Here is a 24613-nt window from a genome sequence, read left to right as displayed (position 1 = left end):
ACAGTGACGGGACCTCTTGCACAGGCTCCTATCAGGTCACGAACGCCCAGCAGGTGAGTGCAGGAACGGGTCACCCGGGCAAGTCGACGAATCCCCTAGAAGACACCACGGTCAGTCAGAGGGTGAGTCAGACCGGCCGGGTGACCCGCTCCCACATCATCACTGTCAGGGGAGGGGGAGGTCTTGCCACATGAGGATCTCGTCGCGGGAGTCGGTGGGGGACAGGCGTAGGGCGGCGGGGAGACGGCCGACCTCGCGATAGCCGAGGCGGCGGTAGAAGCGGTCCAGGCCGAGCCCGTCGCGGACCGTCACGTGCAGCGCCGTCACGCCCAGCGAGCGGGCCACCCGCTCGGCCTCACGCATCAGCGCCGCGCCGTACCCGCGTCCCTGGGTGTCGGGGTGCACCATGACGCGCTTGAGCACCCGCCAGTGCGTCTTGAGGTGGAAGCGGTTGTCGCTGATGACCAGGACGGCGACGAGCCGGTCACCCTGGTAGCCGGCGAGCAGCCGGTCCGGTCCGTCGGCGACGTCGGCGAGCGTCGACTCGGCGACCGGGCGCACCTCGGCGGCGCTCACCGGGGCGACGAAGCCGACCGCGCCGCCGGCGTTGGTCGCCGCCACCCAGAGGGCGACGAGCCGTTCGCGCAGCTCGGGGGTCAGGTCGGGGTCGAGCACGAAACGCAGGTCCACGCCGCCATCCTGCGCGTGACGACGCGGCCCGGACCTGCGTTCGTGACCTTCCCGACAGCCGCCGGTGCCGAACGGCACCGGTGAACGGGTGGTAGGGCCGGCGGGACTCGAACCCGCACTGGTGCGGACCTAAACCGCATGCCTCCTGCCAATTGGGCTACGACCCCTTCACGGTGAACACCGTCGTCCTCCACGGCCATTCTGGCCGACGCCGCAGGCGCCTGCCGATCGGGAAGCCGGTCGGTGTCACAGCCTCCGGATCGTAGACCACGTCCGGCGTCGGCACGGCCGGCCTACGGTTGCCGGCGTACGTGGCGGTCTGGCTGTGGCAGTTCGGGCAGAGCAGCCGCAGGTTGCGTGGACGGTTGTCCAGGAAGTCGCCGTTGATGTGGTCGACGTGCAGGGTGAGCGGCGCACCCTGCCAGGTGGCACCGATCCCGCACGCCTCGCACTCGTCGGGCAGGCCGATCGCGCGGAGCGCCCGCTTGAGTCGATGGCCGGCGACTCTGCGGCTGCCCTCCGGGCGGTTCGTGAGCAGCGCCGTCACCGGCAGGCGGACACCGCGCCCGCCCTTGTTGTGGGCCTGCCCGGTGAAGTGTGAGGTGTCGACGCCGAAGCGTTTGAGCTGCCGGCTGATGTGCGCGTGCGACCCGCCGCTGATCCGCACCCCGAGCAGTCGCATGACCTCGGTGACGCTGTGCGCCTGCGCGGCGGTCGCGGCCAGCAGTTCGGGGGAGTACCGGTAGCGGACCACCCGCCGACGGTAGCGGCGGCCTCCGACAGCGTCAGTCGAGACCGAGGTCGCGGCGCAACTTGGCGACGTGCCCGGTGGCCTTGACGTTGTAGAGCGCCCGCTCGATCTTGCCGTCGGCGTCGATGACGAACGTGGAGCGGATCACGCCGGTGACGGTGCGCCCGTACGACTGCTTCTCGCCGTACGCCCCGTACGCGGTCAGCACCGCCTTGTCCTCGTCGGCGACCAGCGGGAACGTGATCGCGTCCCGCTCGCGGAACTTCGCCAGCTTCGCCGGCTTGTCCGGGGAGATGCCGACCACCTGGTAGCCGGCGGACTGCAACGAGGCGAGCGAGTCGCGGAAGTCGCACGCCTGCTTCGTGCAGCCGGGCGTCATGGCAGCCGGGTACGCGTACAGGATGACCTTGCGACCACGCAGGTCGGCCAGGGAGAGCGTCCCGCCGTCGTCGGTGGGGAGCGCGAAGTCGGGGGCGGGGTCGCCGGGGTTCAGGCGGTCGGTCATGGCGGGAACGATACCGCCGCGCGCGGGCCGGAGGCGGGCGGCGACGCGCGGCCGGACGGTGATCATCACCATTGCTTGTTGCAAGGGATTGGCAACAACGACTCACGGGAAATAGGCTCTGCCCGTGGAAACCCTGGCGATGCACATCTCCAACGGGATCATCGACGGTCCCGTCGCCGCGATCTTCGCGGCCTTCGCGCTCGCCGCGCTCACGTTCTGCGTGCTGCGCGGCCGGGCCGACCTCGACGACCGGCTGGCGCCGATGGCCGGCCTGGTGGCCGCGTTCATCTTCGCCGTGCAGATGCTCAACTTCCCGATCTTCACCGCCGGAGTGAGCGGCCACCTGCTCGGTGGCGCACTCGCCGCGCTGCTGGTCGGCCCGTGGGTGGGCGCGCTCTGCGTCGCCGTGGTGCTGGTCGTGCAGGCCCTGGTGTTCGGTGACGGCGGGGTGGCCATGCTCGGCCTCAACATCACCAACATGGCGATCCTGGGCACCGCCGCCGCGTACCTGCTGATCGCGCTGCTGCTGCGGGTGCTGCCGCGCACCCCGGCCGGGCTGGCGGTCACCGCGTTCGTGTCCGCGCTGGTCAGCGTCGTGGTCGCGTCCCAGGGCTTCGTGCTCCAGTACTGGCTGGGCGGCACCACCGACCTCGGCGGCAACCTCGGCGGGCTGGCCGGCACGATGGCCGTCGCCCACCTGCTGATCGGCGTCGGCGAGGGCCTGATCACCGCGACCACGGTGGTCACCGTCGCCAAGGTCCGCCCCGATCTGGTGTACGCGTTGCGCGCCCTGAAGAAGCCGGCCGTACCGGCTCTCGCCGTCTCGGTCGCCGGAGGTGCCCGATGAGCAAGCGTTCCTGGCCGTTCCTCCTCGGTGGCCTGCTGATCGCCCTGCTGCTGGCCGGCGTGGTCAGCAACTACGCCTCGTCCCACCCGGACGGGCTGGACTCCTCGCTGCTCAAGGGCTGCACGGTGAACGCCGACGACGAGATCACCGGCGGTAGCTGCCCGGCCCAGCAGGCGAAGGACCACGAGTTGGCGGACAGCCCGCTGGCCGACTACGGCGTCCGGGGGATCGGCAACGACTTCCTCTCCACCGGCCTGTCCGGCGTGCTCGGCGTGCTGCTCACGTTCGCGCTCGGTGGCGGCCTGTTCTGGCTGGCCCGCCGCCGCGGCCCGGCAACCGGTGGCCCGGCAACCGCTGGTCCTGCGGGCGGCGACAGCGGGACCACCGCGCAGCCCTCCGGCACCCGCTGAGCCGGGGAGCGACGAATGGGCGCCGGGCACGGGCACGTGCTCTACCGCGAGTCCGGCTCGCCGGTGCACCGCCTCCCGCCGGAGGTGAAGATCACCGCCATGGTGCTGTTCACCGTGGCGGTGGTGGCCACGCCGCGGGAGGCGTACTGGGCGCTCGGCGGGTACGCGCTGCTGGTCGTCGCCGTGGCGGCGCTGGCCCGGGTCGGCCCGCGCTGGCTGCTCGGCCGGGCGCTGATCGAGCTGCCGTTCGTGCTGTTCGCGTTCGCGCTGCCGTTCCTCGGCACCGGTGAGCGGGTCGGGGTGGCCGGGCTGAGCCTCTCCGTCGACGGGCTGCACGGCGCGTTCAACATCCTGGCCAAGGGCACGCTTGGCGTACTCGCGTCGCTCCTGCTGGCCGCGACCACCACGACCCGGGACCTGATCCTCGGCCTGGACCGGCTGCGCTGCCCGCAGATCCTCACCCAGATCGCCACGTTCATGCTGCGCTACCTGGAGGTGCTGGTCGGCGAGGCCCGGCGGATGCGGCTGGCCCGGGTGTCCCGGGGCGACGACCCGCGCTTCCTCTGGCAGTTGCGCGGCTTCGCGGCCGGTGTCGGCGCGCTGTTCCTGCGCGCGTTCGAGCGCGGCGAGCGGGTCTACCTGGCGATGGTCTCGCGCGGCTACACCGGCCGGATGCCGGCGGTGTGGCAGAGGGCCGGCGCGGCCACCGCCGGGCAGTGGGCGGTCGCCGCGACGGTCCCGGTGATCGCGGCCTCCATCGCGGCCGCCGCGCTCGTCCTGCAATGATCGGGTACGTGCAGCCGCCGCTCTCCCTGGACGTCCGTGGCGTCCGGTACGCGTACCCGGACGGTCACGTCGCCCTGCACGGGGTTGACCTGACCGTGCCGCGCGGCGCCCGGGTGGCGCTGCTCGGGCCGAACGGCGCCGGCAAGACCACGCTGGTGCTGCACCTCAACGGCATCCTCACCCCGACCGAGGGCACGGTCGAGGTGGGCGGCCTGACCGTCTCCCGCGACCGGGGCACGCTGGCCGAGGTGCGCCGCCGGGTCGGCATCGTCTTCCAGGACCCGGACGACCAGCTCTTCCTGCCCACGGTGGCGGAGGACGTCGCGTTCGGCCCGGCCAACCTGGGGTTGCGCGGGGCCGAGCTGGCGGAACGGGTCGACGAGTCCCTGGCGGCGGTGGGCATGACCGAGCATCGGGACCGGGCGCCGCACCACCTGTCGTTCGGGCAGCGGCGGCGGGTGGCGGTGGCCACCGTGCTCGCGATGCGGCCGGAGATCCTGGTGCTGGACGAGCCGTCGTCGAACCTCGACCCGGCGGCCCGCCGGGAGCTGGCGGAGATCCTGCGCGCGCTGCCGGTGACGCTGCTGATGGTCACGCACGACCTGCCGTACGCGGCCGAGCTGTGCCCCCGCGCGGTGATCCTGGACGGCGGCCGGATCGTGGCCGACGCCCCCACCCCGGACCTCCTCGCCGACGCCCCCCTGCTCGCGCAGCACCGCCTGGAACTCCCCTACGGCTTCACCCCGCACCTCCCCCGCCCCTGACCCCGCCCCCGCCCCCGGCTCGGCGATCTTGCACTTTCCGCCCCGACAAAACGAACATAAGCCGCAGCGCGCGGGCCGCAACTGCAAGATCGCCGGGGTGGGCCGGGCCGGGGTGGGCGGGGTGGGGTGGGGTGGGGTGGGTTAGGGCACTGGGGTTGCGTGGGGGTGAGCGGGGCGGGGGGTGCGGGTGGCGGAGCGGGTGGCGGTGCGGAGGCGGAGCAGGCCGGCGGCGACCGCGCCGGCGCCGGTGGCCAGCGCCACGGTGACCAGGACCCGGATGAGCGTGGGTGGGCCGGCGGCCGGGGGGACCGAGCGGGCCAGCACGGCGAGGTTGGACACGCCGGCGAACAGCGTGAGGCAGGCGCCGGCGAGCGCCAGCGTGAAGTCGGCGGCCGGCCGGCGGGCCAGCGCGTACCCGCCGGCGGCCAGCGCGCCGAGGCCGGTGAGCAGCGTCCACACCTGGCCGGTGACCAGCTCGGCGAGCAGACCGCCGGCCCCGGGCGCGCCGGTGTCGAGCGCCCGGCCGACGGTGAGCGCCACGGTGGCCGCGCCCCCCACGGCGAGCAGTCCGCCGACCGCACGCAGCGCGCGGACGCCGGCAGCCGTGCCGCCGGGCACCAGCCCGGCCGCGCCGAGCGTCAGGAAACCGAGCGTGGCGGCGACCCACCACGGGTACGGGTCGGGCGGCGGCACCCAGTCGAGCGTGCCGCGTACCTCGGTCGGGGTGTCGCCGGCGCGCAGCGGCACCACCCAGTCGCGGACCCGCTGGACGCGGCCCGGATCGGCGGCGACGGCGGCGGGCGGGCCGTCGGAGCGCCAGAGCGTGCGCTGGTCGTGCCAGCGGTAGGTCGGCCCGTCGGCGATCCGCCGCCAGGCCGGCGCGGCGGCCGGGTCGGCCTCGGCCGGCAGCCGCGTCTCCCCGGCGATCGTGCGGTTCAGCCAGGTGGCCGGCGAGCGGCTGTTCTCGAAGACCCCGCCGGGGCCGATCCGCAGGTACGGCTCGCCGGAGTAGCCGAGCACGGTGACGTCGGCGCCGCCGCGGTTGGTCAGCTCCAGCCGCGCGCCGGCCTCCACCATCCGGGCGGTCAGCCCGGCCCGCTGGGGGCCGACGCCGGTGACGGTGGCCCGGTAGTCGGTGCCGTCCGGCGCGTCCGCGCCGTGCGCGGCGGCCGGCGAGGCGAACGCGAGCAGGGCGGTGGTCGCGGCGGCGACCAGCAACCCGGCCCGGCGCAGCGGTGCGGGGATCACTTGCCGGCCGCCGCCACGGCCGCCTTGATGCCGTCCGGGCTCTTGTCCGCCAGTTCGGTGCCGTTGACCTTGATGGTGGGGGTGCCGGTGACGCCGGACCGGCTGGCTTCGTCGGTGACGTGCCCGGTCCACGCCGTGTACGTGCCGTCGTTCACGCAGGAGCCGAAGTCGTCCCGGTTCAGCCCGACGCCCACGCCGATGTCGATCAGCTCGTCGTTGCTGAGCCCGGCGCTGCCCTCCTTCGGCTGCTTCGCGAAGAGCTGGTCGGTGAACTCGCGGAACTTGCCGCCCTTCGCGGCGCAGCCGGAGGCGGCCGAGGAGCGGGTGGAGTACTCGGTGGTGGAGAAGCGGTTCAGGAACGCGACCGGGTGGAAGACCACCTTGGCCTTGCCCTCGCTGACGAGCTGGTTCACCGTCTCGCCGTTGACCTGCTGGAACTGTTTGCAGACCGGGCAGAGGTAGTCCTCGTAGAGGTCGATGGTGACCGGGCCGGAACCGTCGACGATGCCGGTGCCGGCGTCGTTCGCGCCGGGCGGGGCGGTGAAGTCGTCGGACTTCTGCGAGGAGTAGACGGCCCAGCCGATGCCGCCGGCGATGACCAGCACCAGCACCGCGGCGATGGTGGTGAAGAGCGTGCGCTTGCGGCGCTTCTCCCGGGCGATCTGCTCGCGTACCACGCGCGAGGCGTCCTTGCGGCCCTTGCGGCTACTCATCGTCGTCCTCCACGGTGTCGCCCGCGAGCCACCCGTCCACCGAGAACGGGGTGCGGGGCCAGATCAGCAGGAACCCGGCCAGCGCCAGGAACCCGAGGTCCCGGAGGATCTCCGGGAGGTAGCTCGGCGTCTCGCCGGCGCCGAGCTGGCCGCCGCTGCCGAAGCACCCGCAGTCGATGGCCAGGCCGCGGGCCCAGGCCGAGGCGATGCCGGTGACGAAGACCACCAGCAGCGCCGCGGAGACACCGGCGCTCACCCGGGTGGCGAGCCCGGCGAGCAGCAGCAGGCCGAGGGCCAGTTCCACGAACGGCAGCGCCGCCCCGATCACGGTGGCCACGTCGTACGGCATCACCTGGTAGGCGTTCACGGCCCGGCCGGAGGCGGCCAGGTCACCGACCTTGGCGCCGCCGGCGACCAGCCAGACGGCGGCCAGGCCGAGGCGGGCCGCGACGCCCAGCCAGGGGCGCAGCGCCGGCCAGCGCGCGGCGGCAGGGGAGGGGTGCACAGTCATTCGTCGTCCGGCGGTCACGAAAGGTTCCCGCTATCCGGCCCGCGTGTCGCCGACGGCGTCGACAAGTTCGTCGCGGGCCCGGGCGACCCGGGAACGGATGGTGCCCACCGGCACCCCCTCCACGTCGGCGGCCTCGGCGTAGGAGAGGCCGAGCAGTTGGGTGAGCACGAACGCGGAGCGTCGCTCGGCGGGCAGCCGGCGGACCAGGTCGGTGGCGCCGAGCTGGCCGGCCGGGTCCGGGTACGGCCGGTCGGTGGCCGCCTGGGCGGCGAGCCGCTCGTCGAGCCGGCGGCGGCGCACCAGGGTACGCAGGTGGTCGGCGCAGGCCCGTCGGGCGATGCCGAGCAGCCAGGTGCGGGCGGTGGACCGGCCCTCGAAGCCGGGCAGCGCGCGCAACGCCCGCAGGTAGGTCTCCTGGGTCAGGTCGTCCGCGCTGTCCGGGTCGACCAGGGCGGCGGTGAAGCGCCAGACCTCGGCCTGGGTGGCCCGGACGAACGCGGCCCGCGCGTCCGGGTCGCCGTGCCGGGCCGCCAGCGCCCAGTCGGTGACCGTCTCCCGCGCAGCCCCGGGCCCCGCCCGGAGGCGGTCGGCGGCGGTGTCGCGCGGGGCGGGGATCACGTCAGACGAGGTTACGCGGCGTACCTGTGCCGGACAGGGTCCTTCGGCCCATTCCGTGGTCCGGCACACGCCGGGAACTTTTCCCACCCACTCACCGACTACCCCCGCATGACCTCCGACCAGCACGCGGGCCGGGCACCTCACCGTGCCCGCCGGAGGTCGGCTCGCCGGAGGCCGCGCGGTTCGGGAACCATGGCGGTCATGAATGCTGCCGTACGCCGCCCGCCCGGGGCCGTCGCCGCCCGCTCCGGAGCCGCCGCCGGGCTGCTGCTCCTCCTGCTCGCACTGCTCCTCGCCCCGGCCACTCCGGCCAGCGCCCACGCGGTGCTGGTGAGCAGCAGTCCCGCCGCCTCCGCGGTGGTGCCCGAGGCGCCCGCCCAGGTGGTGATCACGTTCAGTGAGGGGGTCCGCAAGGTCCCCGGGAAGGTGCGGGTGATCGCCCCGGACGGTTCGCGGGCCGACCGGGGCGAGCCGACGTTCCGGGGCGCCGAGGTCAGCATCCCGGTGGACCCGTCCGGCGGGCGCGGCACCTACCTGGTGAGCTACCGGGTCATCTCGGCGGACAGCCACCCGGTCTCCGGCGCGTTCACCTACTCGGTCGGCGCCCCGTCCGAACCGCCGACCGACACCGGCTCGGACAACCGGGCGAACCCGGTGACCGAGAACGCGGTCAAGGTGGCGAAGTACGCCGGCTACGTCGGTCTGCTGCTGCTGGTCGGCCCGGCGTTGGTGCTGGCCGCGCTCTGGCCGCGCCGGCTGTCCCGGCGAGGGCCGGCGCGGCTGGCCTGGGCCGGGCTCGGCGTGCTGGCGGTGGCCACGCTGGCCGAGCTGTGGCTCCAGGTGCCCTACACCAACGGCGGCGGCCTGTTCGACGTCACCTCGGCGGGCCTGGGCGACGTGCTGGGCAGCGCCTACGGCACCACCCACCTGGTCCGGCTGGGCCTGCTCGCGGCGGCGGCGTTCCTGCTCCGTCCGCTGTTCGCCGGGCCGGTCGGCCGCACCGACGGGATCATCCTGGCGGTCCTGGGCGGGGCGGCGCTGTTCACCTGGCCGCTCGCCGGCCACGCCGCCGCCTCGCCCGCGCCGGCGGTCTCGGTGGTGGTCGACGCCGTGCACCTGGGCGGCATGGCGGTGTGGCTGGGCGGCCTGGTGATGCTGGCGGTCTTCCTGCTGCGCCGTGCCGACGAGCGCGAACTGGGCGCGATCCTGCCGATCTGGTCCCGCTGGGCCGCGCTCGCGGTGGCCGCGCTGCTGCTCGCCGGCACCGTGCAGGGGCTGATCGAGGTGGCCACCCCGAAGGCGCTCGTCGACACCACGTACGGCCGGCTGCTGCTCGCCAAGATCGCGCTGTTCGCGCTGGTGATCGGCGTGGCCGCGTACTCCCGGGCGTTGGTGCGGCGGCGCGTCGCCGCCGGCCGGCCGGGCGCGATGCGGCGGGCCGTGGTGGCCGAGCTGGTGATCACCGCGGTGGTGCTCGGCCTGTCCGCCACGCTGGTGCAGACCACCCCGGCGCGGACCGCGGGCACCGGCGTGACCGGCGGCTCGGTCGACTACTTCTCGACCACGCTGAGCAGCCCGAAGTATTCCCTCCAGGTGGAGCTGGACCCGGCCGAGACCGGCAACAACTCGCTGCACCTCTACGCCTACACGACCGACAACCGGCCGCAGGCGGTGCAGGAGTGGAAGGTCACCGCGGCGCTGCCGTCGGCCGGGATCGAGCCGATCACGGTGCCGCTGCTGCCGCTGAGCGACAACCACGCCACAGGCGAGGTCAGCCTGCCGGCCCGGGGCGACTGGCAGCTCCGGATCACCGTCCGCACGTCCGACATCGACCAGGCCACGGTGACCGCCACCGTGCCGATCAAGTAACGGAAGGTTCCCTCTGATGATCCGTCTCCGGCGTTCCGCGACCGCCGCCGCGCTGACTCTCGCCGCCGTCTCCGCGACCGTGCTCGGCCTGGCCGGGTCGGCCTCGGCGCACGTCACGATCAACCCGAAGGAGGGGACGCAGGGCGGCTACGGCCGGTTCGCGTTCCGGGTGCCGAACGAGAGCGACACGGCGTCGACCGTCAAGGTCGAGGTGAACCTGCCGGAGAACGCGCCTGTCGGTTCCGTCTCCACCATGCCGGTGCCGGGCTGGACGGTGGCGGTGGAGAAGCGCAAGGTCGACCCGCCGGTCGAGGTGCACGGCAGCCAGCTCACCGAGGCGGTCTCCAAGCTCACGTTCACGGCGGCGCCCAACGGTGGCGTGAAGCCGGGCGAGTTCCAGGAGTTCCCGGTGTCGATGGGGCCGCTGCCGCAGGTCGACACCATGGTGTTCAAGGTGCTCCAGACGTACTCCGACGGCAACGTATCCCGCTGGATCGAGGAGCCCACGCCGGGCGCGGAGGAGCCGGAGAACCCGGCCCCGGTGCTCGCGCTGGCCGCCGGTGGGGCGTCCGCGTCCCCCGGCGCGAGCGCGCCGGCCGTCGCGGCGGACGACGACGATGACGACGCCGACTCCGGGGCGGCCACCGCGTTCGGGGTGGCCGGGCTGGTCGCCGGCCTGGCCGGCCTGGTCCTGGGTGGGCTGGCGTTCGCGCGAACCCGGCGGGAGCCCACCGCGAAGTCCTGAGCACGGCACGGTCACCGGCCCGGCGGATCACTTCCGCCGGGCCGGTGGCCGTCGGTGGGCCGGGTGCGGTGGATATCCGGCGATCGGCGGAGCGTCGTCGGTAAGGTCGGCCGGGTAGTTGGCTACCGAGAGGGACGACGCGAATGCGTTTCGTGCGCACGATCGCCGGCATGCTGCTGCTGGCCCTGGGAATTCCGGCGCTGCTGCTGGGCGCCGGGCTCTGGCTCACCGCCCGGCACGCCGATCCGGCCGGCGGCTTCACCGCCCGCTTCGAACCGGTCCGCACGCCCGCCCGCGCAGTCGTGGTGACCGACGTGGACGCGCTGCTGCGGGCCGACCTGCCGGCGGCCCGCACCGGGCAGGTCCGGCTGCGACTGGCCGCGCGGGACGCCGGTGGCCCGGTGTTCCTCGGCCTCGCCCCGACCGACCAGGTGCGCCGGTGGCTGGCCGACGTCCCGCACAGCACCGTGCGGCGCGTCGCGGTGACCCGGGGCCCGCTGCCGGTCCGGCTCGACCCGGCCACCGCCGGCGTCGCCACCGCCGTCCCGGCCGGGCAGTCCTTCTGGGTACGCCAGGGCGTCGGCTCGCTCCAGTGGCGCCCCGCCGAGCTGGGCGACCGGTCGTTGAGCCTGGTGGTGATGCGCGCCGACGGCGCCGGCGGGCTCGACCTGAGCCTGCGGGGCGAGGCGCGGGCCGGCTGGTTCCCGGGCGTGGCGTGGGCGTCGCTGGCCGGCGGGACGCTGCTGGTGGTCCTGGCGGTGCTGGTGCTGCTGCGCCCGCACCGGCCCCGGGAGGTGGTCTTCGTGGTCGAGCCGGACCAGGTCCCGGTGCTGGCCGGGCGGCTCGGCATCAGCTCGCTGAGCGAGCTGGGCCGACAACCGGACCGGGCGTCCGGCCCGGACCGGCAACTGGTCGCCGTCGGCCCGGTCGCCGGTGAGCGGAGCCGCGCGGCGATCTCCTCCGCGCCGAGCCGGCGCCCGGCCAGCCTGGCCGACCTGCCGGCCGGCCGTGACTGGTCGTGGCCGCCGATCTCCCGGCGGGACGACAGGTGATCCCGGCAGGACGGCAGGTGGCCCTCCGCGCTGCCGACGCGGAGGGCCACCGTCACCGGGGGAATTCGGTGCTACCTGGGAGAAAACAGAGGTAGTTGGGACAAGATTAGCGCCGAACGCCACCGTTTGCGAGGTCTGTCCGTTCAACGACCGTCGCGGTTCGCCGGCGGACCGGCAGCACCGCCAGCAGCAGCAGGCTCAGCAACACGTACGCGTTACGCGTGACGAAGTCGACCGGGTCGTCGGTACGCGCCGGACCGGCGCCCCAGTCCTGGAACGTCACCACCCCGTACACGATCACCACGCCGGTGCCCACGGCCAGCGCGAGCAGGCCACGACGCCGGCGGATCCCGGCCGCCGTCGACCGGTCGGCGTCCAGCGCGGCGTCCACCAGCACCACCACCGCCGGAATGAACCAGTACAGGTGGTGGGTCCAGGTGATCGGGGAGATCAGGCCGCCGACCAGGCCGGTCAGCGTCAGGCCGGCGAGCGCGTCCCCGGCCCGCGCCGCGCGCGCCGCCCGCCACAGCCCGTAGCCGGCGACCAGCAGCGCGAGCACCAGCCACGGCAGCCGGCTCGGCTCCTCCGGCGCGGTGATCCGGCTGAGCAGCCCGAACAGGGACTGGTTGCCGGTGTAGTCGGTGCGACCCACCCGGTCGGTGGCCCACAGCTCATGGGTCCAGAACCGCCACGAGTCGTTCGGCGCGACCGCCGCCGCCAGCAACGTGGCCGCCGTCGCGGTCGCCGCCGCCACCGCCGCGGCCCGCCATCGCCGGGCGGCCAGCAGATAGAGCACGAAGATCCCGGGGAACAGCTTGAGCGCCGCCGCCAGCCCCACGCCCACGCCGGCCCAGCGCCGCCCCTGCGGTACGGCGAACAGCAAGTCGGCCAGGATCAGCACCACCAGCAGCATGTTGATCTGCCCGAAGGTGATCGTCTCCCGGGTGCTCTCCACCGCCAGCACCAGCAGCACGGCGACGGTCAGGCCGAACACGCGGGGCAGGCCGTGGCGCCGCAGCACCGGCGTCACCAGCCAGCGGGTGGTGACCACCACGCCGGCCACGGTCAGCACCGTGAACGCGGCGATCGTGACCCCCAGCGGCAGCAGCGCGAACGGGCGCAGCAGCAGCGCCGCGAACGGGGGATAGGTGAAGTAGAGCGCGCCCTGCACCCGGTCCGGCTGGACGTAGTCGTAGAGCGGGTGCCCGGCCGCCCACCAGTCCATCGCCCGCATGTAGATCTTCAGGTCGAAGTAGTCGTGCACGAAGCCGGGCAGGTAGAGCGCCGGCAGCATGGCCGCCAGCGCCAGCACCGTGACCACCCGCCGAGCCGTACGCCCGCCCGCGTCGTCCGGGGTGACGGCGGGTGGGGCGACGGGTTCGGCTGGCACGGGGAAACCCTAGCGGTCCACCTGGCCGACCGTGCCGAGGCGCGGGCGGGTCGGCGGCGCGTAGTCTGTCCCGGTGGCTGATCTTCTCGTCTGGATCGATTGTGAGATGACCGGGCTCGACCTCGGCCGGGACGCCCTGATCGAGGTCGCCGCGCTCGTCACCGACCCCGACCTCAACGTGCTCGGGGACGGCGTGGACGTGGTGATCCACGCCGACGACGCGACGCTCGCCGGCATGCCGGAGATCGTGCGCACCATGCACGCCAAGTCCGGCCTCACCGAGGAGGTACGCCGGTCCACGGTCACCCTCGCCGAGGCCGAGGACCTGGTGCTCGACTACGTCACCAGCCACGTGAAGGACCCGAGGACCGCGCCGCTGTGCGGCAACTCGATCGCCACCGACCGGGGCTTCCTGGCCCGCGACATGACCCGGCTCGACGCCCACCTGCACTACCGCATGATCGACGTCTCCTCGATCAAGGAGCTGTGCCGTCGCTGGTACCCGCGGGTGTACTTCGGCCAGCCGCAGAAGGGCCTGGCCCACCGCGCGCTGGCGGACATCCGGGAGAGCATCCGGGAGCTGGAGTACTACCGGCGGACCCTGTTCGTGCCGCTGCCCGGCCCGGACGTGGAGACCGCGAAGGCGATCGCCGCCCAGCTCTGACGTCCGGGTCGGAACCCGGTGGACGGGGCGGGGCCGGGTGTGGCTATTATTGGTCCGCGCACCGCCCGGGTGACCGGAGCGGCGAGCATGGTGGCTGTAGCTCAGTTGGCAGAGCACCGGGTTGTGGTCCCGGTTGTCGTGGGTTCAATTCCCATCAGTCACCCCAAGCGTTACCCCAGTTCAGGGCCGGTTTTCACCGGCCCTGACGCGTATCCGGGGAGTACGGCGGGGGCAGTCACAGGCGGCGCATCCTGCCGACGGCCACGCCGACGCGGAACGCCCCCACGGTCTGCCGGTGCGGGGCAGCCGATGAGGTCGCAGACCAGCAGGTAGAGGGTGGCGGTGCGGGCTGGCTGCCAGCGGTAGCGCATCTCATGCCGATGCCCCGCCTTCACCATGAGCTGGCACTCCACCGGCCGACCCGAGGCGGCGACCGCCACCGGAGCGTTCGCGGTACCGGCACCTCGGTGGGGAACTCCAACGCCCCGCTCACCTTCGGGTGGGCGGGGCGTTGCGTTGGATGGTCAGACCGCGTGTAGCTCTCGGACGCTGCGGTCGGTCGCCACGTACTGCGGCCAGTCTTCCGTGTGGCACTCCGCGGCGTGCAGGGCGGTGCGTACCTGCGACAGAAGGATGTGGACGGCGCTCTCGAAGTCGTCTGCTTCGATGCTCGTGGCGAACTCCACGGTGCGATCGGCCAGGCTGGCAGCCATCTGCACCTCGCAGTCCAGGTTGTCGAGGTGTTCCTGCACGGCGTCGAGGAACTCCTCGTACTGCGCGTCGGTGCCGTGTGGCGTACTTTCGAGCGTCATCTGGATCGCGATGCGATGCTGCTGCATGATCATCCCTTCTCCCAGCATGTGGCTCGTTTGAGCTGTCCAATAAGATCTTTTAGGTAGTTCGCACCAGAGGGGGTGCACTTCACGGTCTTCCAGTGCTTTTCAGGGCATGGGCAGTACAGCTTGAAGTACCTGTTGCCCCCGCCGTCAACTCTCCAGTTCTTGCGCTCAGCCTCGCGGAGAACGTCCTCAAGTTCTTTAACTCTGTGCTTGGGGCGTGACACTCGGTAAACGCTCCTTGCCTCTTGAGGTTACCTACCCGGAAGATCCACTAACAGACGCGGTTGGTCACAGACGCGCCAACGAGTGAAGAGGGCATCGGACGCGGAGCGTAGGGTCTCCGATCGGTGAACCGTGACCGCTTCGTCGGCAAGGCGACACCGAGGTCAGGCGCGCGCCCGTTCGTCGCGCCACCGCCACGCCAGCTCCAGGCACCCGGTGCCGGCTGGCGCGACGCGGCCGGAGCTGAGCAGCTCGCGAACGCCAGCCTCAGTGAACGGGATTCTCTCCGCCAGAACCGCGCCTTCGTCGTTGCGGTCGACGAAGGCGCAGGCGAGATGGTCGAATACCTCCGCGTCGATCACCAGGACCGTCAGGACTTCGCTGACGAGGGTGAGCGCGGAACTTCCGGCGGGTGTGGCTGACGGCGGTCGCCGCCGCGGGGGTGGAGGGGCTGCGGTTCCACGATCTGCGGCACAGCCACGTCGCGTGGTTGCTGTCGGCGAAGGAGCCGCCGTCGTTGACGGCGATCCAGCGGCGTCTGGGGCACGCGTCGATCACGGTCACGTCGGACCGATACGGGCACCTGGTGCTGGCGGTGGATGAGCGGATCGCGGCGGCGTTGGATGCGGCGTTGCCGCGTTCGGGCTGGGGCAGACTGGGAGCAGTGAGCCCGACGCAACCCGAGGCATCTAGCACGGGAAACGGTGGTCACCGCCGTGACCTAGATGCCACGGCGGTTTCAATTCCCATCAGTCACCCCAACGACGAAGCCCCCTCCTCCGGGAGGGGGCTTCGTCGTGTGCGGGGTCCGGTCAGGCGGTCGGCTCGGCGCTGGGCGTCCCGGCGGCCGGGCTGGCGTCGTCGCCCGGCTCGGCCGGCGGCTCGTACGGCAGGGCGCTGCCCTTGACGTACTCGTCCCAGCTCATGTTCCAGTCGGTCCAGCCGTTGCCGTTCTGGAGCTTGCGCTCGGTGCCCTTGACCGTGATCGGGTCGCCGAGGCGGGTGTTGGCGAACAGCCAGTTGCCGTCCTTCATCGAGACGTTGACGCAGCCGTGCGAGACGTTCGAGCGTCCCTGCACACCCTCGGACCAGGGGGCCGCGTGGATGAACTCGCCGCCCCAGGTGAGCCGCTGCGCGTAGTCGATCTCGGTGCGGTAGCCCTCCTCCGGGCCCAGCTCCTCCATGGTGTCGAAGACGGTGTGCCGGAGCTTCTCGATGACCACCATGGTGCCGCTGGACGAGGGGGTGCTCTTCTTGCCGAGGCTCACCAGGATCGTCTTGACGACCTTGCCGTCCTTGGTGACGGTCATCCGCTTGGTGCGGTTGTCCACCGTCATCACGAACGACGGGCCGATCTTCACGTCGACGGTCAGGTCGGAACGGCCGTACCAGCCGTCGCCCAGCGGCAGCCCGTTGGCCCGCACCTGGTAGGAGACCGTGCTGTTGGCCTTCCAGAACGTCTTGGGCCGGTAGTGCACCTCGGTCGGGCTGATCCAGCGCCAGATGCCCTCCTGGGCCGGCTGCGCGGTCACCGTAATCCGGCGCTGCATGTCGTCGCGGTAGTCCTCCGGGATGGCCCGGCCGAACTTCACGATCAGCGGCATGCCCACGCCGACGACCTGGTTGTCGCCGAGGAAGCTGGTCACCCGGACCTGCTTGGCGGGCTTGGCCATCACGGTGAACGTGCTGGTGGCGGTCGCCGGCTTGCCGTCGTCGCCGGTCGCCGTCACGGTCGCGGTGTACGTCTGGGCGTAGTCCAGCGCGGCGGCGGGCTCCCAGCTCTTGCCGTCGGCGGCGAGGGTGCCCTCGACCGCCTTGCCGGTGGCGTCCTTCAGCTCGACGGCGGTCTCCTGCGCGTCCTTCGTGGTGAAGGTGATGGCGGTGGTGGCCGGGACGTCCTTGGCGTCGGCGGCCGGCTCGCTGATGGTGGCCGCCGCCTTCGGGGCCTTCTCGCCGCCGTCACCGCCGCCCTGCCAGCTCGACGGTTTGTCGCCGCCGCCGGTGCAGGCCGTCAACGCCATGGTGGCGACGAGCACCGCGGCGGCGAATGCGCGGCGCCCGCCGCGGCGGGCGCTCCCGCCCCGGATCGGTTCGTCCTGGCCAGCTCGCATGATTCCCTCACAAGTGTGCTGCGCGGTCCCGATCGTCTCTGGTCAGACGCGTCGGACCGGGTACTCGTTGCCGGAAGTGAACCGGAACACCCCGGTGACGGTGTAACGATTCTGTCGTCGTCCGGCGCTTCGTTGCTGGGGACGAGTCCCGGCACCGCCGCAAGCGGCCGCGTCCGACAACGGTACGCCGCTTAGAACGGCGCGCCCTGCCCGCCCTTCGGCACCGGCAGGGCACTGCCGGCGACGAACTCCGACCAGCTCAGGCTCCACGCCGTCCAGCCGTTGCCGGGCGCCAGCCGCCGTTCGGTGCCCTTCACCGTGATCGGGTCGCCGACAAGCGTCTTGCCGAACAGCCACCGACCGTCGGCCATCGACACGTTCACACAGCCGTGCGACACGTTCCGGCGGCCCTGCACCCCCTCCGACCAGGGCGCGGCGTGGATGTACTCACCACCCCAGGTGAGCCGCTGGGCGAAGTCGATCTTCGTGACGTACTGGTTGTTCGGGTCCGGCTCGTCGCGGGTGTCGAAGACGGTGGACTCCTTCTTCTCCATCACCACCATGGTGCCGCTGGAGGACGGGGTGCTCTTCTTGCCCAGGCTCACCGGCAGCGTACGGATCACCGCGCCGTTCTCCGAGACCGTCATCTTCTTGGTGGCGTTGTCCACCGTCATCTCGAACGCGCGGCCGATCTTCGCGGTGGCGTTCCGGTCGACGTTGCCGTAGCGGCCGTTGCTCAGCGGGATGCCGGCCAGCGCCAGCCGGACGGTGAGCGTGGTCCCGGTCTTCCAGTACTCCGGGGCGCGGTAGTAGGCCTGGGTGCCGTTGGCCACCCAGTACCAGGCGCCGGGCTGCGGCGGATCGGTCTGCACGAACATGCGCTTCTGCACCGCGGCCCGGTCCTTCTTCGGGATGCCCGGCGAGAACTCGGCGACCACCGGCATGGCCACGCCGTACGTCTTGTCGCTGAACAGGTAGAGGCCGGAGCCGATGGTGGACTTCGGCTTGCCCATCGTGGTGAACGTGCTGGTGCCCTGGTGGGTCGCGCCGTCCGTGCCGGTCCCGGTGACCGTGGCGGTGTACTTCGTGGCGTACTTCAGTGGGGAGGACGGCACCCAGCTGGAGCCGTCGCGCCGCATCCGCCCGTTGACCGCCGTGCCGTCGGCGGTGGTCAGGACGACCTTCGACACCGTGCCGCCGCCCGGGACCCGGGCGCTGATCTCGGTGCTGGCCGGCCGGCCGGTCGCGCCGTCGGCCGGGCTCACCGACAGCGGCGACGCGGCGGGGGCCGCGTCGCTCGACGGGGTGCCCGACGGATCCGGCGCGGTGGACGAGACGCCACCGACCTCCTGCTGCTGGCCGGGCACGAAGGCCGGCTTCTCCTCGCCGCCGCCGCACCCGGTCAGTGCCAGCGACGCCGTGAGGACCAGGACGCCCACCATCGCCCCGGCCCGCGCGAACCTGCCCATGCCCACCCCTGTCGTAGCGTGCCTGGCGGACATCGTGCCCCATCGACGCCAGGACGCCCGTCCCCGTAGGGGCTCGGCTGTCGGTTTTGGTCGTTTTTGTCGGTTAAGCTCGTCCGAAGGGTGGACCCCGGTATCGGATTGGAACCCCGCTCGGCGGGCATGCTAAGGTTCTTCCCGTTGTCAGCGAGCGCCGCTAGCTCAACTGGCAGAGCAGCGGACTCTTAATCCGCGGGTTCGGGGTTCGAGTCCCTGGCGGCGCACCAGCAGCAAGGCCCCGAAAGGCGCTCCGCGTCGGTCGGGGCCTTCTTCGCGTACGCCGATGGTGGCTCGGCCCGCCGGCTCGGCGGTGCGGGTGGTCTCCGGACGACCGGTGACCGGGCCGGCTGCCGCAAGGATGATCGGCGAGCGCGGTCGGGAGCCTCCTGTCGATCTCCGCCCAGAGGTCGGATGGCTGGGTCGATTGCGATACGCATAGTCGACGGACGATCGAATGGTTGCGCCGTAAACGTCTGACGTCTACGCTGCAAGGCAGAATTCTGTGACCATGGGCAAGCGGGTGTGAGCGGGCATCGGGCGTTACCGACGGCACGGTAGGTGCCGCCGGGCGGTGCTTCTCGCTCGAAGCGCACGTGGCCTCGCGGCTGTTCCTGCCGCTCCTAGTCAGAGACCCACCATGGTCGGAATCGCCCCCGTGTTCTCCTCTCCGTCGGCCGTTATTCGTGCGGTGGTCCACCGTCGCGCCCCGAGGACGATTGTCCAGCGGACATGCCCTGTCGGCGGTAAGCGAAAGGAATGGTCCGTGAAACCAGCCGTCTCTACCGTTCGAAGGGCACTGCTGGCAGTTGTGCTGGCCGTCGCCTCCACGGTCCCGGCAGTGGTCGCGAGTCAACTGCCGGCCTCGGCCGCCGTCCAACAGACCTACTATGTCGCCCCGGACGGAAACGACGCCAACCCGGGAACGCTCCAGTCGCCATTTCGGAGCCTGCAACGTGCGAGGGACGCCGTTCGTACGGTGAATTCCAGCATGACGGGCGACATTCAGGTCTACCTGCGCGGTGGAAGTTACCCGGTGAACAGCACGATCGAGTTCGGGGCCGGTGACTCCGGCACCAACGGATATCGGGTCAGCTATTCCGCCTACCCCAACGAGACCCCCGTTCTCGAAGGTGGGGTGCAGGTGGCGGGGTGGACCCAACACAGCGGCAACATCTGGAAGGCGCCGCTCGACCGCGCCAACAAACTGCGCGCGCTCTACGTCAACGACAAGCGGGCGTACATGGCGTCGAAGACGATCGGCTCGGCGGGCTGCTACGGGACGTACACCGTCACGGCCGGGCAGGCCGCGTGGGCCTGGGAGTCGGGGTCGCAGTGCGACGGCGCCAAGTACAACCTGAACGACTTCCCCGCCGTCGCCCGTAACCAGGACGACATCGAGATCGAGACGGGGACGACCTGGACCACGGCGATCGTGGGGGTCCGCCAGGTGACCACGAGTGCCGACGGTGCCAACCGGGTGGCGCTGTTCCAGCAGCCGGGCGCCGCCATCGCCCAGGGCGCGTTCAACGGCAACGCCCAGACCGGCGGCAGCCACAAGGTGATGAACGCCTACGAGTTCCTGGACGCGCCGGGTGAGTTCTACTTCGACAAGGGCAGCCGGACGCTCTACTACTACAAGAGCAGTTCCGAGAACATGGCGACCGCGTCGGTCTTCGCGCCGAACAACGTGACCACCCTGTTGCGGGTCGCCGGCACCTCGACGAGCAGTCACGCTCGCAACATCACGTTCTCCGGCCTCACCGTCCAGCACTCGGACTGGAACCTGTTCAACGTCGCCGGTTCGTCGTTCAAGCAGGCGCAGCAGGGCAACCTCGGGGCGCAGGCGTATGCGAAGCGGAACTTCCACGACTACTACTACCGCAACGTCGACGTCACCCCGGGCATCATCCAGGTGGAGAACGCCGACGGGATCCTCCTGCAACGCAACCGGGTCCAGCACACCGGCGTCGACGGCATCAACATGGTCAACGACGTGCAGAACAGTCAGCTGGTCGGCAACCACACCAACGACGTCGCCGGCTCCGCCGTCACCGTCGGCCATCCCCAGCACGTCTACATCGGCGACGGGACGTCGACCAACCGCGAGAAGTGGTCCCCGCAGGTCGAAGGGCTGCCGAAGAACATCGCCATCAGGAACAACTACATCTACGACAGCGCGGTGCTGTTCAACGGCCACAGCCCCATCTCGGCGTACTTCGTCGACACCCTGACGGTGCAGCACAACCGGATCGAGAAGTCGCCGTGGGCGGGCATCACGCTCGGTTGGGGCTGGTGGAACTTCGACGGATCATCGGGCTCGATCGCGCCCAACCGGCCGACCACGACGGCGCGGAACAACACCATCAGCTACAACCACATCATCGACACGGTGCAGCGCCTCAGCGACACGGCGCCCATCTACACACTGGGCAGCCAACCGGGCACCACGATCACCAACAACTATCTCCAGGGCGTGCCGTCCGGGCACAAGTACGGCCTCCACCCCGACGAGGGATCGGCGTACCTCACCTTCCGCGACAACGTCCTGAGCGTGGACAAGAACGTCACCTGGATGATCAACTCCGACGACTTCGGGCGTAAGCACGACCTGAGCATCACGCAGACCTACGGCCCCATCAACAAGGTCTCGAACAAGAACCTGCCCAACAGCACGATCAACGACATCATCGTCTCCGCCGACTACGTCTGGCCGGCACCGGCGTACGGCATCGCCGTCAACTCCGGGCTGGAGGACGCGTTCCGGGACATCGTCCCGGCGGCCAACCTGTCCCTGCCGAACCATGTCCTGCCGGCCAGCACCTACGTCACGAGCGGGACGGCATCGATTCCGATCCGGAGCGCCGGGGACGCGACCAGGGCGGTCTGGTTGGCTCCCGCCGGCACCACCGCCTTCACCGCCGGCCCGACGATGACCAGGGCCGGGGGCACCGACACGTCCATCGCCGTACCGACGTCGCAGGGCGAGTACCGGCTCTACGTCCTCGACGCGCAGGGCAACCGGTCGGCCGAGTCCAGCTCGATCGTCCGGCAGCAGGGCACCGGCACCGGCCAGCCGGGCGGCCGGCTCGTGGGCGGCCAGTCCGGCCGGTGCGTCGAGGTGCCGAACTCCGCCACCACCAACGGCACGCAGGTCCAACTGTGGGACTGCGCCGGCGGCGCGAACCAGCAGTGGGCCTACACCGCAGGCAAGCAACTGACTGTGTACGGCAACAAGTGCCTGGACGCGAACGGCGCGGGCGCCAGCAACGGCACCACGGTCATCATCTGGGACTGCCACGGCGGCACCAACCAGCAGTGGAACGTCAACGCCAACGGCACCGTCACCAACGTCCAGTCCGGACTCTGTCTCGATGCCAACGGCGCCGCCACCGCCAACGGCACGAAGATTATCCTCTGGTCGTGCAACGGTGGCACGAACCAGCAGTGGAGCCTTCGCAACTGACCGACGGCCCCGGGGCCGGGCCGACTCGGCCCGGCCCCGGGCCGGCGCACCGACGAGCAGGGCCCTGATGTCCGCTTCCGCGGGTCGGGGCCTTCTCCGCGTCCCGCGGGCGGTAGGCGGTCGCTCGGTGCCGCTCGCCGAGGTGGGCCCGGTGTGCCGGGCCCACCTCGACGTCGGGCTACCAGTTCAGCGGCAGGGTGCCGATGAACCGGGTGAGCGCGCCGGCGAGGAGTTGGTCGTCGCGCCGCGACGGGTGCCAGTCGCAGCCGAGCTTGTCCAGGCCCAGCGCGTTGTCGTCGTAGTAGAGCGAGCGGACCCGGGTGTCGCCCGCGTCCGTCCGGGTCCGGACGACCTGCTGCACGGAGCTGGCGAGCGGCGTGCCGGACAGGTCCGGGTAGGTGAGCACGATGAACGTGTCGGGGCCGTAGCGGGCCCGCAGCTTGTCGAGGAAGCCCAGGTACGCGGTCCGGAAGTCGGCGGCGAGCTGGTCGGGGGTGCTCCACCGCTCACCGGCGTGCAGGGCGGTGGAGAAGTCGTTGATGCCCAGGCCGACCACGACCAGTTGTGGTTGCCAGGTGGCCGGCCTCTGCCACACGGTGCTGTTCCAGAGCGCCTGGAGGTCGGTCTCGTAGTAGGTGCGGAAGTTGTCGGTGCCCCCGCCGTTGTAGTTGCGCACCATGCCCAGGCCGGACCAGGCGATGAGCTGGAAGTCGGCGTCCAGGCTCTGTGCGGTGAGCGCGCCGAACGTGACGTCGGCGTTGGAGTTGCGGGTGACCCCGCCGTTGGCGGAACAGTCCCGGGTCGTCGACATGTTGCCGTAGCCGGCGGTCCACGAGTCGCCGATGAACTCGATCTGCCGGCTGCGGGCGGCGGGCTTGGCCAGGATCACGCCACCGGGTGCGGCGACGAGACCACCGAACTCGCCGGCCGCCCACGGGCTCTCGGTGCGTTTGACGAGCCGTACGGTGTGGATGGCGTCGGTGAGGTTCCGGACCCAGTAGGTGGTCTGCCCGGGGGTGACCAGGGTGGCGACGGTCGTGCCGTCGATCTGGACGGCGTAGTCGTTCTGGCTGTCGTTGAGCACGATCCCGACGCCGGTGCCCCGGAACCGCCCTTCGAAGTAGGTGCCGGGCCAGGTGTACTGGACGCTGCTCCCGACCGCCCGGACGCGCCCCACCGTGTTCGTCTGCGCGGCGGACGGCGGCGGCGGGCTGGTGGGCGGCGGCGTGGGCGTGGTGGTGGGTGGCCAGTGGGTCTCTGGCGGGCCGGTGGGCGGTGGCGGGTCGGTGGTCGGCGCCGGGGTGGTCGGCGCAGGCGTGGTGGGGGTCGGGCTTCCGGTGCACGGCACGCCGTTGAGCGCGAAGTCGGTCGGCGCCGGGTTCGACGAGTTGTTCCACGAGCCGCTGAAGCCGAACTGCGCGCCGGCGCCGGTGCCGAGGTTGCCGTTCCAGCCGGTGTTGGTCACGGTGACCCGGCCGCCGGACTGGGCCACCGTGCCGTTCCACAGTTGCCCGACCACCTGCCCGGCGGTGAACGACCAGGTCAACCGCCAGTTGGTGAGCGGATCGCCGAGGTTGGTGAGGTCGACGTTCGCGCCGAAGCCGCCCGGCCACTGGCTGGTGACGGTGTAGGCGACCCGGCAGCCGGCGGCGGCCTGCGCGGAGACGGTGGTGGTGAGTGCGGCGGCGACGGCGACGGTGACGGCGGTGGACACCGCCACCGCCGACCGGAGCCGGGTACGGGTGGGTGGCATCTGTGCTCCTCCGGGGCGACGGGATGACGGGCGCGCTACGCGCCGGAGCAGGTGATTCCGCTCGGGGCGGGGGAGCTGCTGCCGTTGGCGAGGAAGCCGAAGCTCGTCGACCCGCCGGCGTTGAGGGCCCCGTTGTAGGCGGCGTTGCGCACGCTGACCGGGCCACTGGCGCCGGTGGCCACGCCGTTCCACACGTTGCTGATGCTCTGTCCACCGGCCAGGGTCATCCGCACCGTCCAGCCGCTGATGGCCGCCGTGCTGCTCACCGTCACCTCGCCCTGGAAGCCGCCGGTCCAACTGCTCACCAGGCGGTAGGTGGCGGTGCAGACACCCGAGGGGTCCGGCGGCGGCGTGCTCGGCGGTGGCGTGGTGGGCGGTGCGGTGGTGGGCGGCGGCGGGGTGCTGGGCGGCGGGGTGGCGCCGTCCGGGGCGACCGCGCGGCCGGTGGCCGGCGAGATCATGCCGGCGCACAGGCCGCGGTTGGCGAGATCGCTGACGATCCGCGGGATCGCCGCGATCGTGTTCGCCGGCCAGTCGTGCATCAGGATGGACCCGCCGGCCTGGAGCCGGCTGGCGTTCTGCACGATCTGGTCGGTGCTGGCGTTGTTCCAGTCCTGGGAGTCCACGTCGGCGTTGATCTCGGTCAGCCCGAACTGGGCCTCGACCGCCCGCAGCGTCGCGTTGGACTCCAGGTAGGGCGGCCGGAACAGCTTCGGGGCCGCGCCGGTGGCCTGCTGTATCGCCTGCTGCGTCTGGGAGATCTCCGAGGCCATCTGCGCCTGGCTGAGCTGGGTCATGTGCGGGTGCGTCCAGCTGTGGTTCCCGATCCACATGCCGGCGTCCCGCTGCGCCCGGACCAGCGCCGGGTTGCTCTGCGCGTTCTGGCCGACGTTGAAGAACGTCGCCCGTACGCCGGCTGACCTGAGCGTGTTGATCAGTGTGGTGGTGTTGCCCGGGGTGGGCCCGTCGTCGAAGGTCAGGGCCACGTAGCCGGTGCAGGCGGCGGCCATCGAGGGCGCGGCGGTGACGGCCAGGCCGGACGTCACGGCGGTCAGCAGCGCGGCGGTGGCCGCCGCCACCAGCGTCGGGCGACGCGAGGATCGGGTGGGGGCAGCCGTCGGTCCGGCCGGGAAGGGTGTCATCGGTGGTTTCTCCCG

23 protein-coding genes, 3 tRNA genes and 1 pseudogene are annotated in these 24613 nt (G+C 71.8%); 13 read left to right on the top strand and 14 right to left on the bottom strand.

The window, feature by feature from the left end:
- Positions 1-165: 165 nt before the first annotated feature.
- The 4 genes from AB0B02_RS18135 to bcp all read right to left on the bottom strand — a co-directional run bounded on the left by AB0B02_RS18135 (position 166) and on the right by bcp (position 1946).
- Positions 166-690: a GNAT family N-acetyltransferase gene (locus AB0B02_RS18135; RefSeq protein WP_357301511.1), complete on the bottom strand. Its 525-nt coding sequence runs from the start codon at positions 688-690 to the stop codon at positions 166-168.
- Between the two features lie 89 nt (positions 691-779).
- Positions 780-857, bottom strand: a tRNA-Leu gene (locus AB0B02_RS18130).
- Positions 848-1444 (bottom strand): HNH endonuclease, encoded by a 597-nt coding sequence (locus AB0B02_RS18125; RefSeq protein ID WP_357301508.1) that lies wholly within the window; start codon positions 1442-1444, stop codon positions 848-850. The genes AB0B02_RS18130 and AB0B02_RS18125 overlap by 10 nt, the downstream gene beginning before the upstream one ends.
- 31 nt (positions 1445-1475) lie before the next feature.
- On the bottom strand, positions 1476-1946 hold the full coding sequence (bcp, locus tag AB0B02_RS18120) for a thioredoxin-dependent thiol peroxidase (protein ID WP_107162775.1): 471 nt from the start codon (positions 1944-1946) through the stop codon (positions 1476-1478).
- A 124-nt stretch (positions 1947-2070) separates the two neighbouring features.
- On the opposite strand from bcp, the gene AB0B02_RS18115 reads away from it, so the two are divergent.
- From AB0B02_RS18115 to AB0B02_RS18100, 4 genes are read left to right on the top strand one after another with little or no spacing between them, the layout of a single operon-like run.
- A complete protein-coding gene (locus AB0B02_RS18115) occupies positions 2071-2793 on the top strand; it encodes an energy-coupling factor ABC transporter permease (protein WP_357301504.1) in 723 nt (240 codons plus the stop codon).
- Positions 2790-3203 (top strand): PDGLE domain-containing protein, encoded by a 414-nt coding sequence (locus AB0B02_RS18110; RefSeq protein ID WP_281936049.1) that lies wholly within the window; start codon positions 2790-2792, stop codon positions 3201-3203. The genes AB0B02_RS18115 and AB0B02_RS18110 overlap by 4 nt, the downstream gene beginning before the upstream one ends.
- Positions 3204-3218: 15 nt before the next feature.
- Complete coding sequence (cbiQ, locus tag AB0B02_RS18105; RefSeq protein ID WP_357301500.1) at positions 3219-3989, top strand: cobalt ECF transporter T component CbiQ; 771 nt, start codon at positions 3219-3221, stop codon at positions 3987-3989.
- A complete protein-coding gene (locus AB0B02_RS18100; protein WP_357301497.1) occupies positions 3986-4753 on the top strand; it encodes an ABC transporter ATP-binding protein in 768 nt (255 codons plus the stop codon). The genes cbiQ and AB0B02_RS18100 overlap by 4 nt, the downstream gene beginning before the upstream one ends.
- A gap of 141 nt (positions 4754-4894) precedes the next feature.
- Here AB0B02_RS18100 and AB0B02_RS18095 read toward each other — a convergent pair whose 3' ends face one another.
- Genes AB0B02_RS18095 through AB0B02_RS18080 form a run of 4 tightly spaced genes read right to left on the bottom strand, consistent with a single transcriptional unit; the run spans position 4895 to position 7843 of the window.
- Positions 4895-6001, bottom strand: coding sequence for a hypothetical protein (locus AB0B02_RS18095; protein WP_357301494.1), 1107 nt, complete (start codon positions 5999-6001; stop codon positions 4895-4897).
- Positions 5998-6714, bottom strand: coding sequence for a thioredoxin domain-containing protein (locus tag AB0B02_RS18090; protein ID WP_281936022.1), 717 nt, complete (start codon positions 6712-6714; stop codon positions 5998-6000). The genes AB0B02_RS18095 and AB0B02_RS18090 overlap by 4 nt, the downstream gene beginning before the upstream one ends.
- A complete protein-coding gene (locus AB0B02_RS18085; RefSeq protein ID WP_281936020.1) occupies positions 6707-7225 on the bottom strand; it encodes a MauE/DoxX family redox-associated membrane protein in 519 nt (172 codons plus the stop codon). The genes AB0B02_RS18090 and AB0B02_RS18085 overlap by 8 nt, the downstream gene beginning before the upstream one ends.
- A gap of 30 nt (positions 7226-7255) precedes the next feature.
- The gene (locus AB0B02_RS18080) at positions 7256-7843 is read right to left on the bottom strand and encodes a sigma-70 family RNA polymerase sigma factor (protein WP_357301489.1); all 588 of its coding nucleotides are present in this window, start codon (positions 7841-7843) and stop codon (positions 7256-7258) included.
- A 201-nt stretch (positions 7844-8044) separates the two neighbouring features.
- Between AB0B02_RS18080 and AB0B02_RS18075 the strand changes: the two genes are divergently transcribed.
- The 3 genes and pseudogenes from AB0B02_RS18075 to AB0B02_RS18065 form a co-directional block, all read left to right on the top strand.
- Entirely contained in the window at positions 8045-9712 is a 1668-nt protein-coding gene (locus AB0B02_RS18075) for a copper resistance protein CopC (RefSeq protein WP_281936015.1), read from the top strand.
- Positions 9713-9728: 16 nt separating this feature from the next.
- Positions 9729-10457 carry a YcnI family protein gene (locus AB0B02_RS18070; RefSeq protein ID WP_357301485.1) on the top strand — a complete coding sequence of 243 codons (729 nt, stop codon included), beginning with the start codon at positions 9729-9731 and terminating at the stop codon, positions 10455-10457.
- Positions 10458-11176: 719 nt separating this feature from the next.
- Positions 11177-11404, top strand: a pseudogene (locus tag AB0B02_RS18065) (hypothetical protein); the annotation flags it as partial.
- A gap of 211 nt (positions 11405-11615) precedes the next feature.
- Here the strand turns inward: AB0B02_RS18065 and AB0B02_RS18060 are convergent.
- Positions 11616-12899, bottom strand: coding sequence for a glycosyltransferase 87 family protein (locus AB0B02_RS18060; RefSeq protein ID WP_281936009.1), 1284 nt, complete (start codon positions 12897-12899; stop codon positions 11616-11618).
- Positions 12900-12972: 73 nt separating this feature from the next.
- On the opposite strand from AB0B02_RS18060, the gene orn reads away from it, so the two are divergent.
- Positions 12973-13563, top strand: a complete 591-nt coding sequence (gene orn / locus AB0B02_RS18055; RefSeq protein ID WP_357301480.1) for an oligoribonuclease — start codon at positions 12973-12975, stop codon at positions 13561-13563.
- A gap of 90 nt (positions 13564-13653) precedes the next feature.
- Positions 13654-13729: transfer RNA gene (locus tag AB0B02_RS18050), tRNA-His, on the top strand.
- 358 nt (positions 13730-14087) lie between these two features.
- Here the strand turns inward: AB0B02_RS18050 and AB0B02_RS18045 are convergent.
- Positions 14088-14402 carry a hypothetical protein gene (locus tag AB0B02_RS18045; RefSeq protein ID WP_357301477.1) on the bottom strand — a complete coding sequence of 105 codons (315 nt, stop codon included), beginning with the start codon at positions 14400-14402 and terminating at the stop codon, positions 14088-14090.
- 347 nt (positions 14403-14749) lie between these two features.
- On the opposite strand from AB0B02_RS18045, the gene AB0B02_RS18040 reads away from it, so the two are divergent.
- Positions 14750-15046 carry a hypothetical protein gene (locus tag AB0B02_RS18040; RefSeq protein WP_281936003.1) on the top strand — a complete coding sequence of 99 codons (297 nt, stop codon included), beginning with the start codon at positions 14750-14752 and terminating at the stop codon, positions 15044-15046.
- Positions 15037-15531, top strand: coding sequence for a tyrosine-type recombinase/integrase (locus AB0B02_RS18035; protein WP_357301473.1), 495 nt, complete (start codon positions 15037-15039; stop codon positions 15529-15531). The genes AB0B02_RS18040 and AB0B02_RS18035 overlap by 10 nt, the downstream gene beginning before the upstream one ends.
- Here the strand turns inward: AB0B02_RS18035 and AB0B02_RS18030 are convergent.
- Positions 15437-16735, bottom strand: coding sequence for an Ig-like domain-containing protein (locus AB0B02_RS18030; RefSeq protein WP_357301470.1), 1299 nt, complete (start codon positions 16733-16735; stop codon positions 15437-15439). The genes AB0B02_RS18035 and AB0B02_RS18030 overlap by 95 nt on opposite strands.
- A gap of 191 nt (positions 16736-16926) precedes the next feature.
- The gene (locus AB0B02_RS18025) at positions 16927-18204 is read right to left on the bottom strand and encodes an Ig-like domain-containing protein (RefSeq protein WP_357301468.1); all 1278 of its coding nucleotides are present in this window, start codon (positions 18202-18204) and stop codon (positions 16927-16929) included.
- A gap of 187 nt (positions 18205-18391) precedes the next feature.
- Here AB0B02_RS18025 and AB0B02_RS18020 point away from each other — a divergent pair.
- Both AB0B02_RS18020 and AB0B02_RS18015 read left to right on the top strand, forming a co-directional pair.
- Positions 18392-18467 (top strand) — tRNA-Lys (locus AB0B02_RS18020).
- A gap of 536 nt (positions 18468-19003) precedes the next feature.
- Entirely contained in the window at positions 19004-21703 is a 2700-nt protein-coding gene (locus AB0B02_RS18015) for a ricin-type beta-trefoil lectin domain protein (protein ID WP_357301465.1), read from the top strand.
- A 178-nt stretch (positions 21704-21881) separates the two neighbouring features.
- Here AB0B02_RS18015 and AB0B02_RS18010 read toward each other — a convergent pair whose 3' ends face one another.
- On the bottom strand, positions 21882-23456 hold the full coding sequence (locus tag AB0B02_RS18010; RefSeq protein WP_357301461.1) for a cellulose binding domain-containing protein: 1575 nt from the start codon (positions 23454-23456) through the stop codon (positions 21882-21884).
- Positions 23457-23491: 35 nt separating this feature from the next.
- Positions 23492-24598, bottom strand: a complete 1107-nt coding sequence (locus AB0B02_RS18005; RefSeq protein WP_357301458.1) for a polysaccharide deacetylase family protein — start codon at positions 24596-24598, stop codon at positions 23492-23494.
- Between the last annotated feature and the right edge of the window lie 15 nt (positions 24599-24613).

It is taken from the genome of Micromonospora sp. NPDC049240, from assembly GCF_040647835.1.
Lineage (GTDB): Bacteria > Actinomycetota > Actinomycetes > Mycobacteriales > Micromonosporaceae > Micromonospora.
This window is presented reverse-complemented; position numbering and strand designations above follow the sequence as displayed.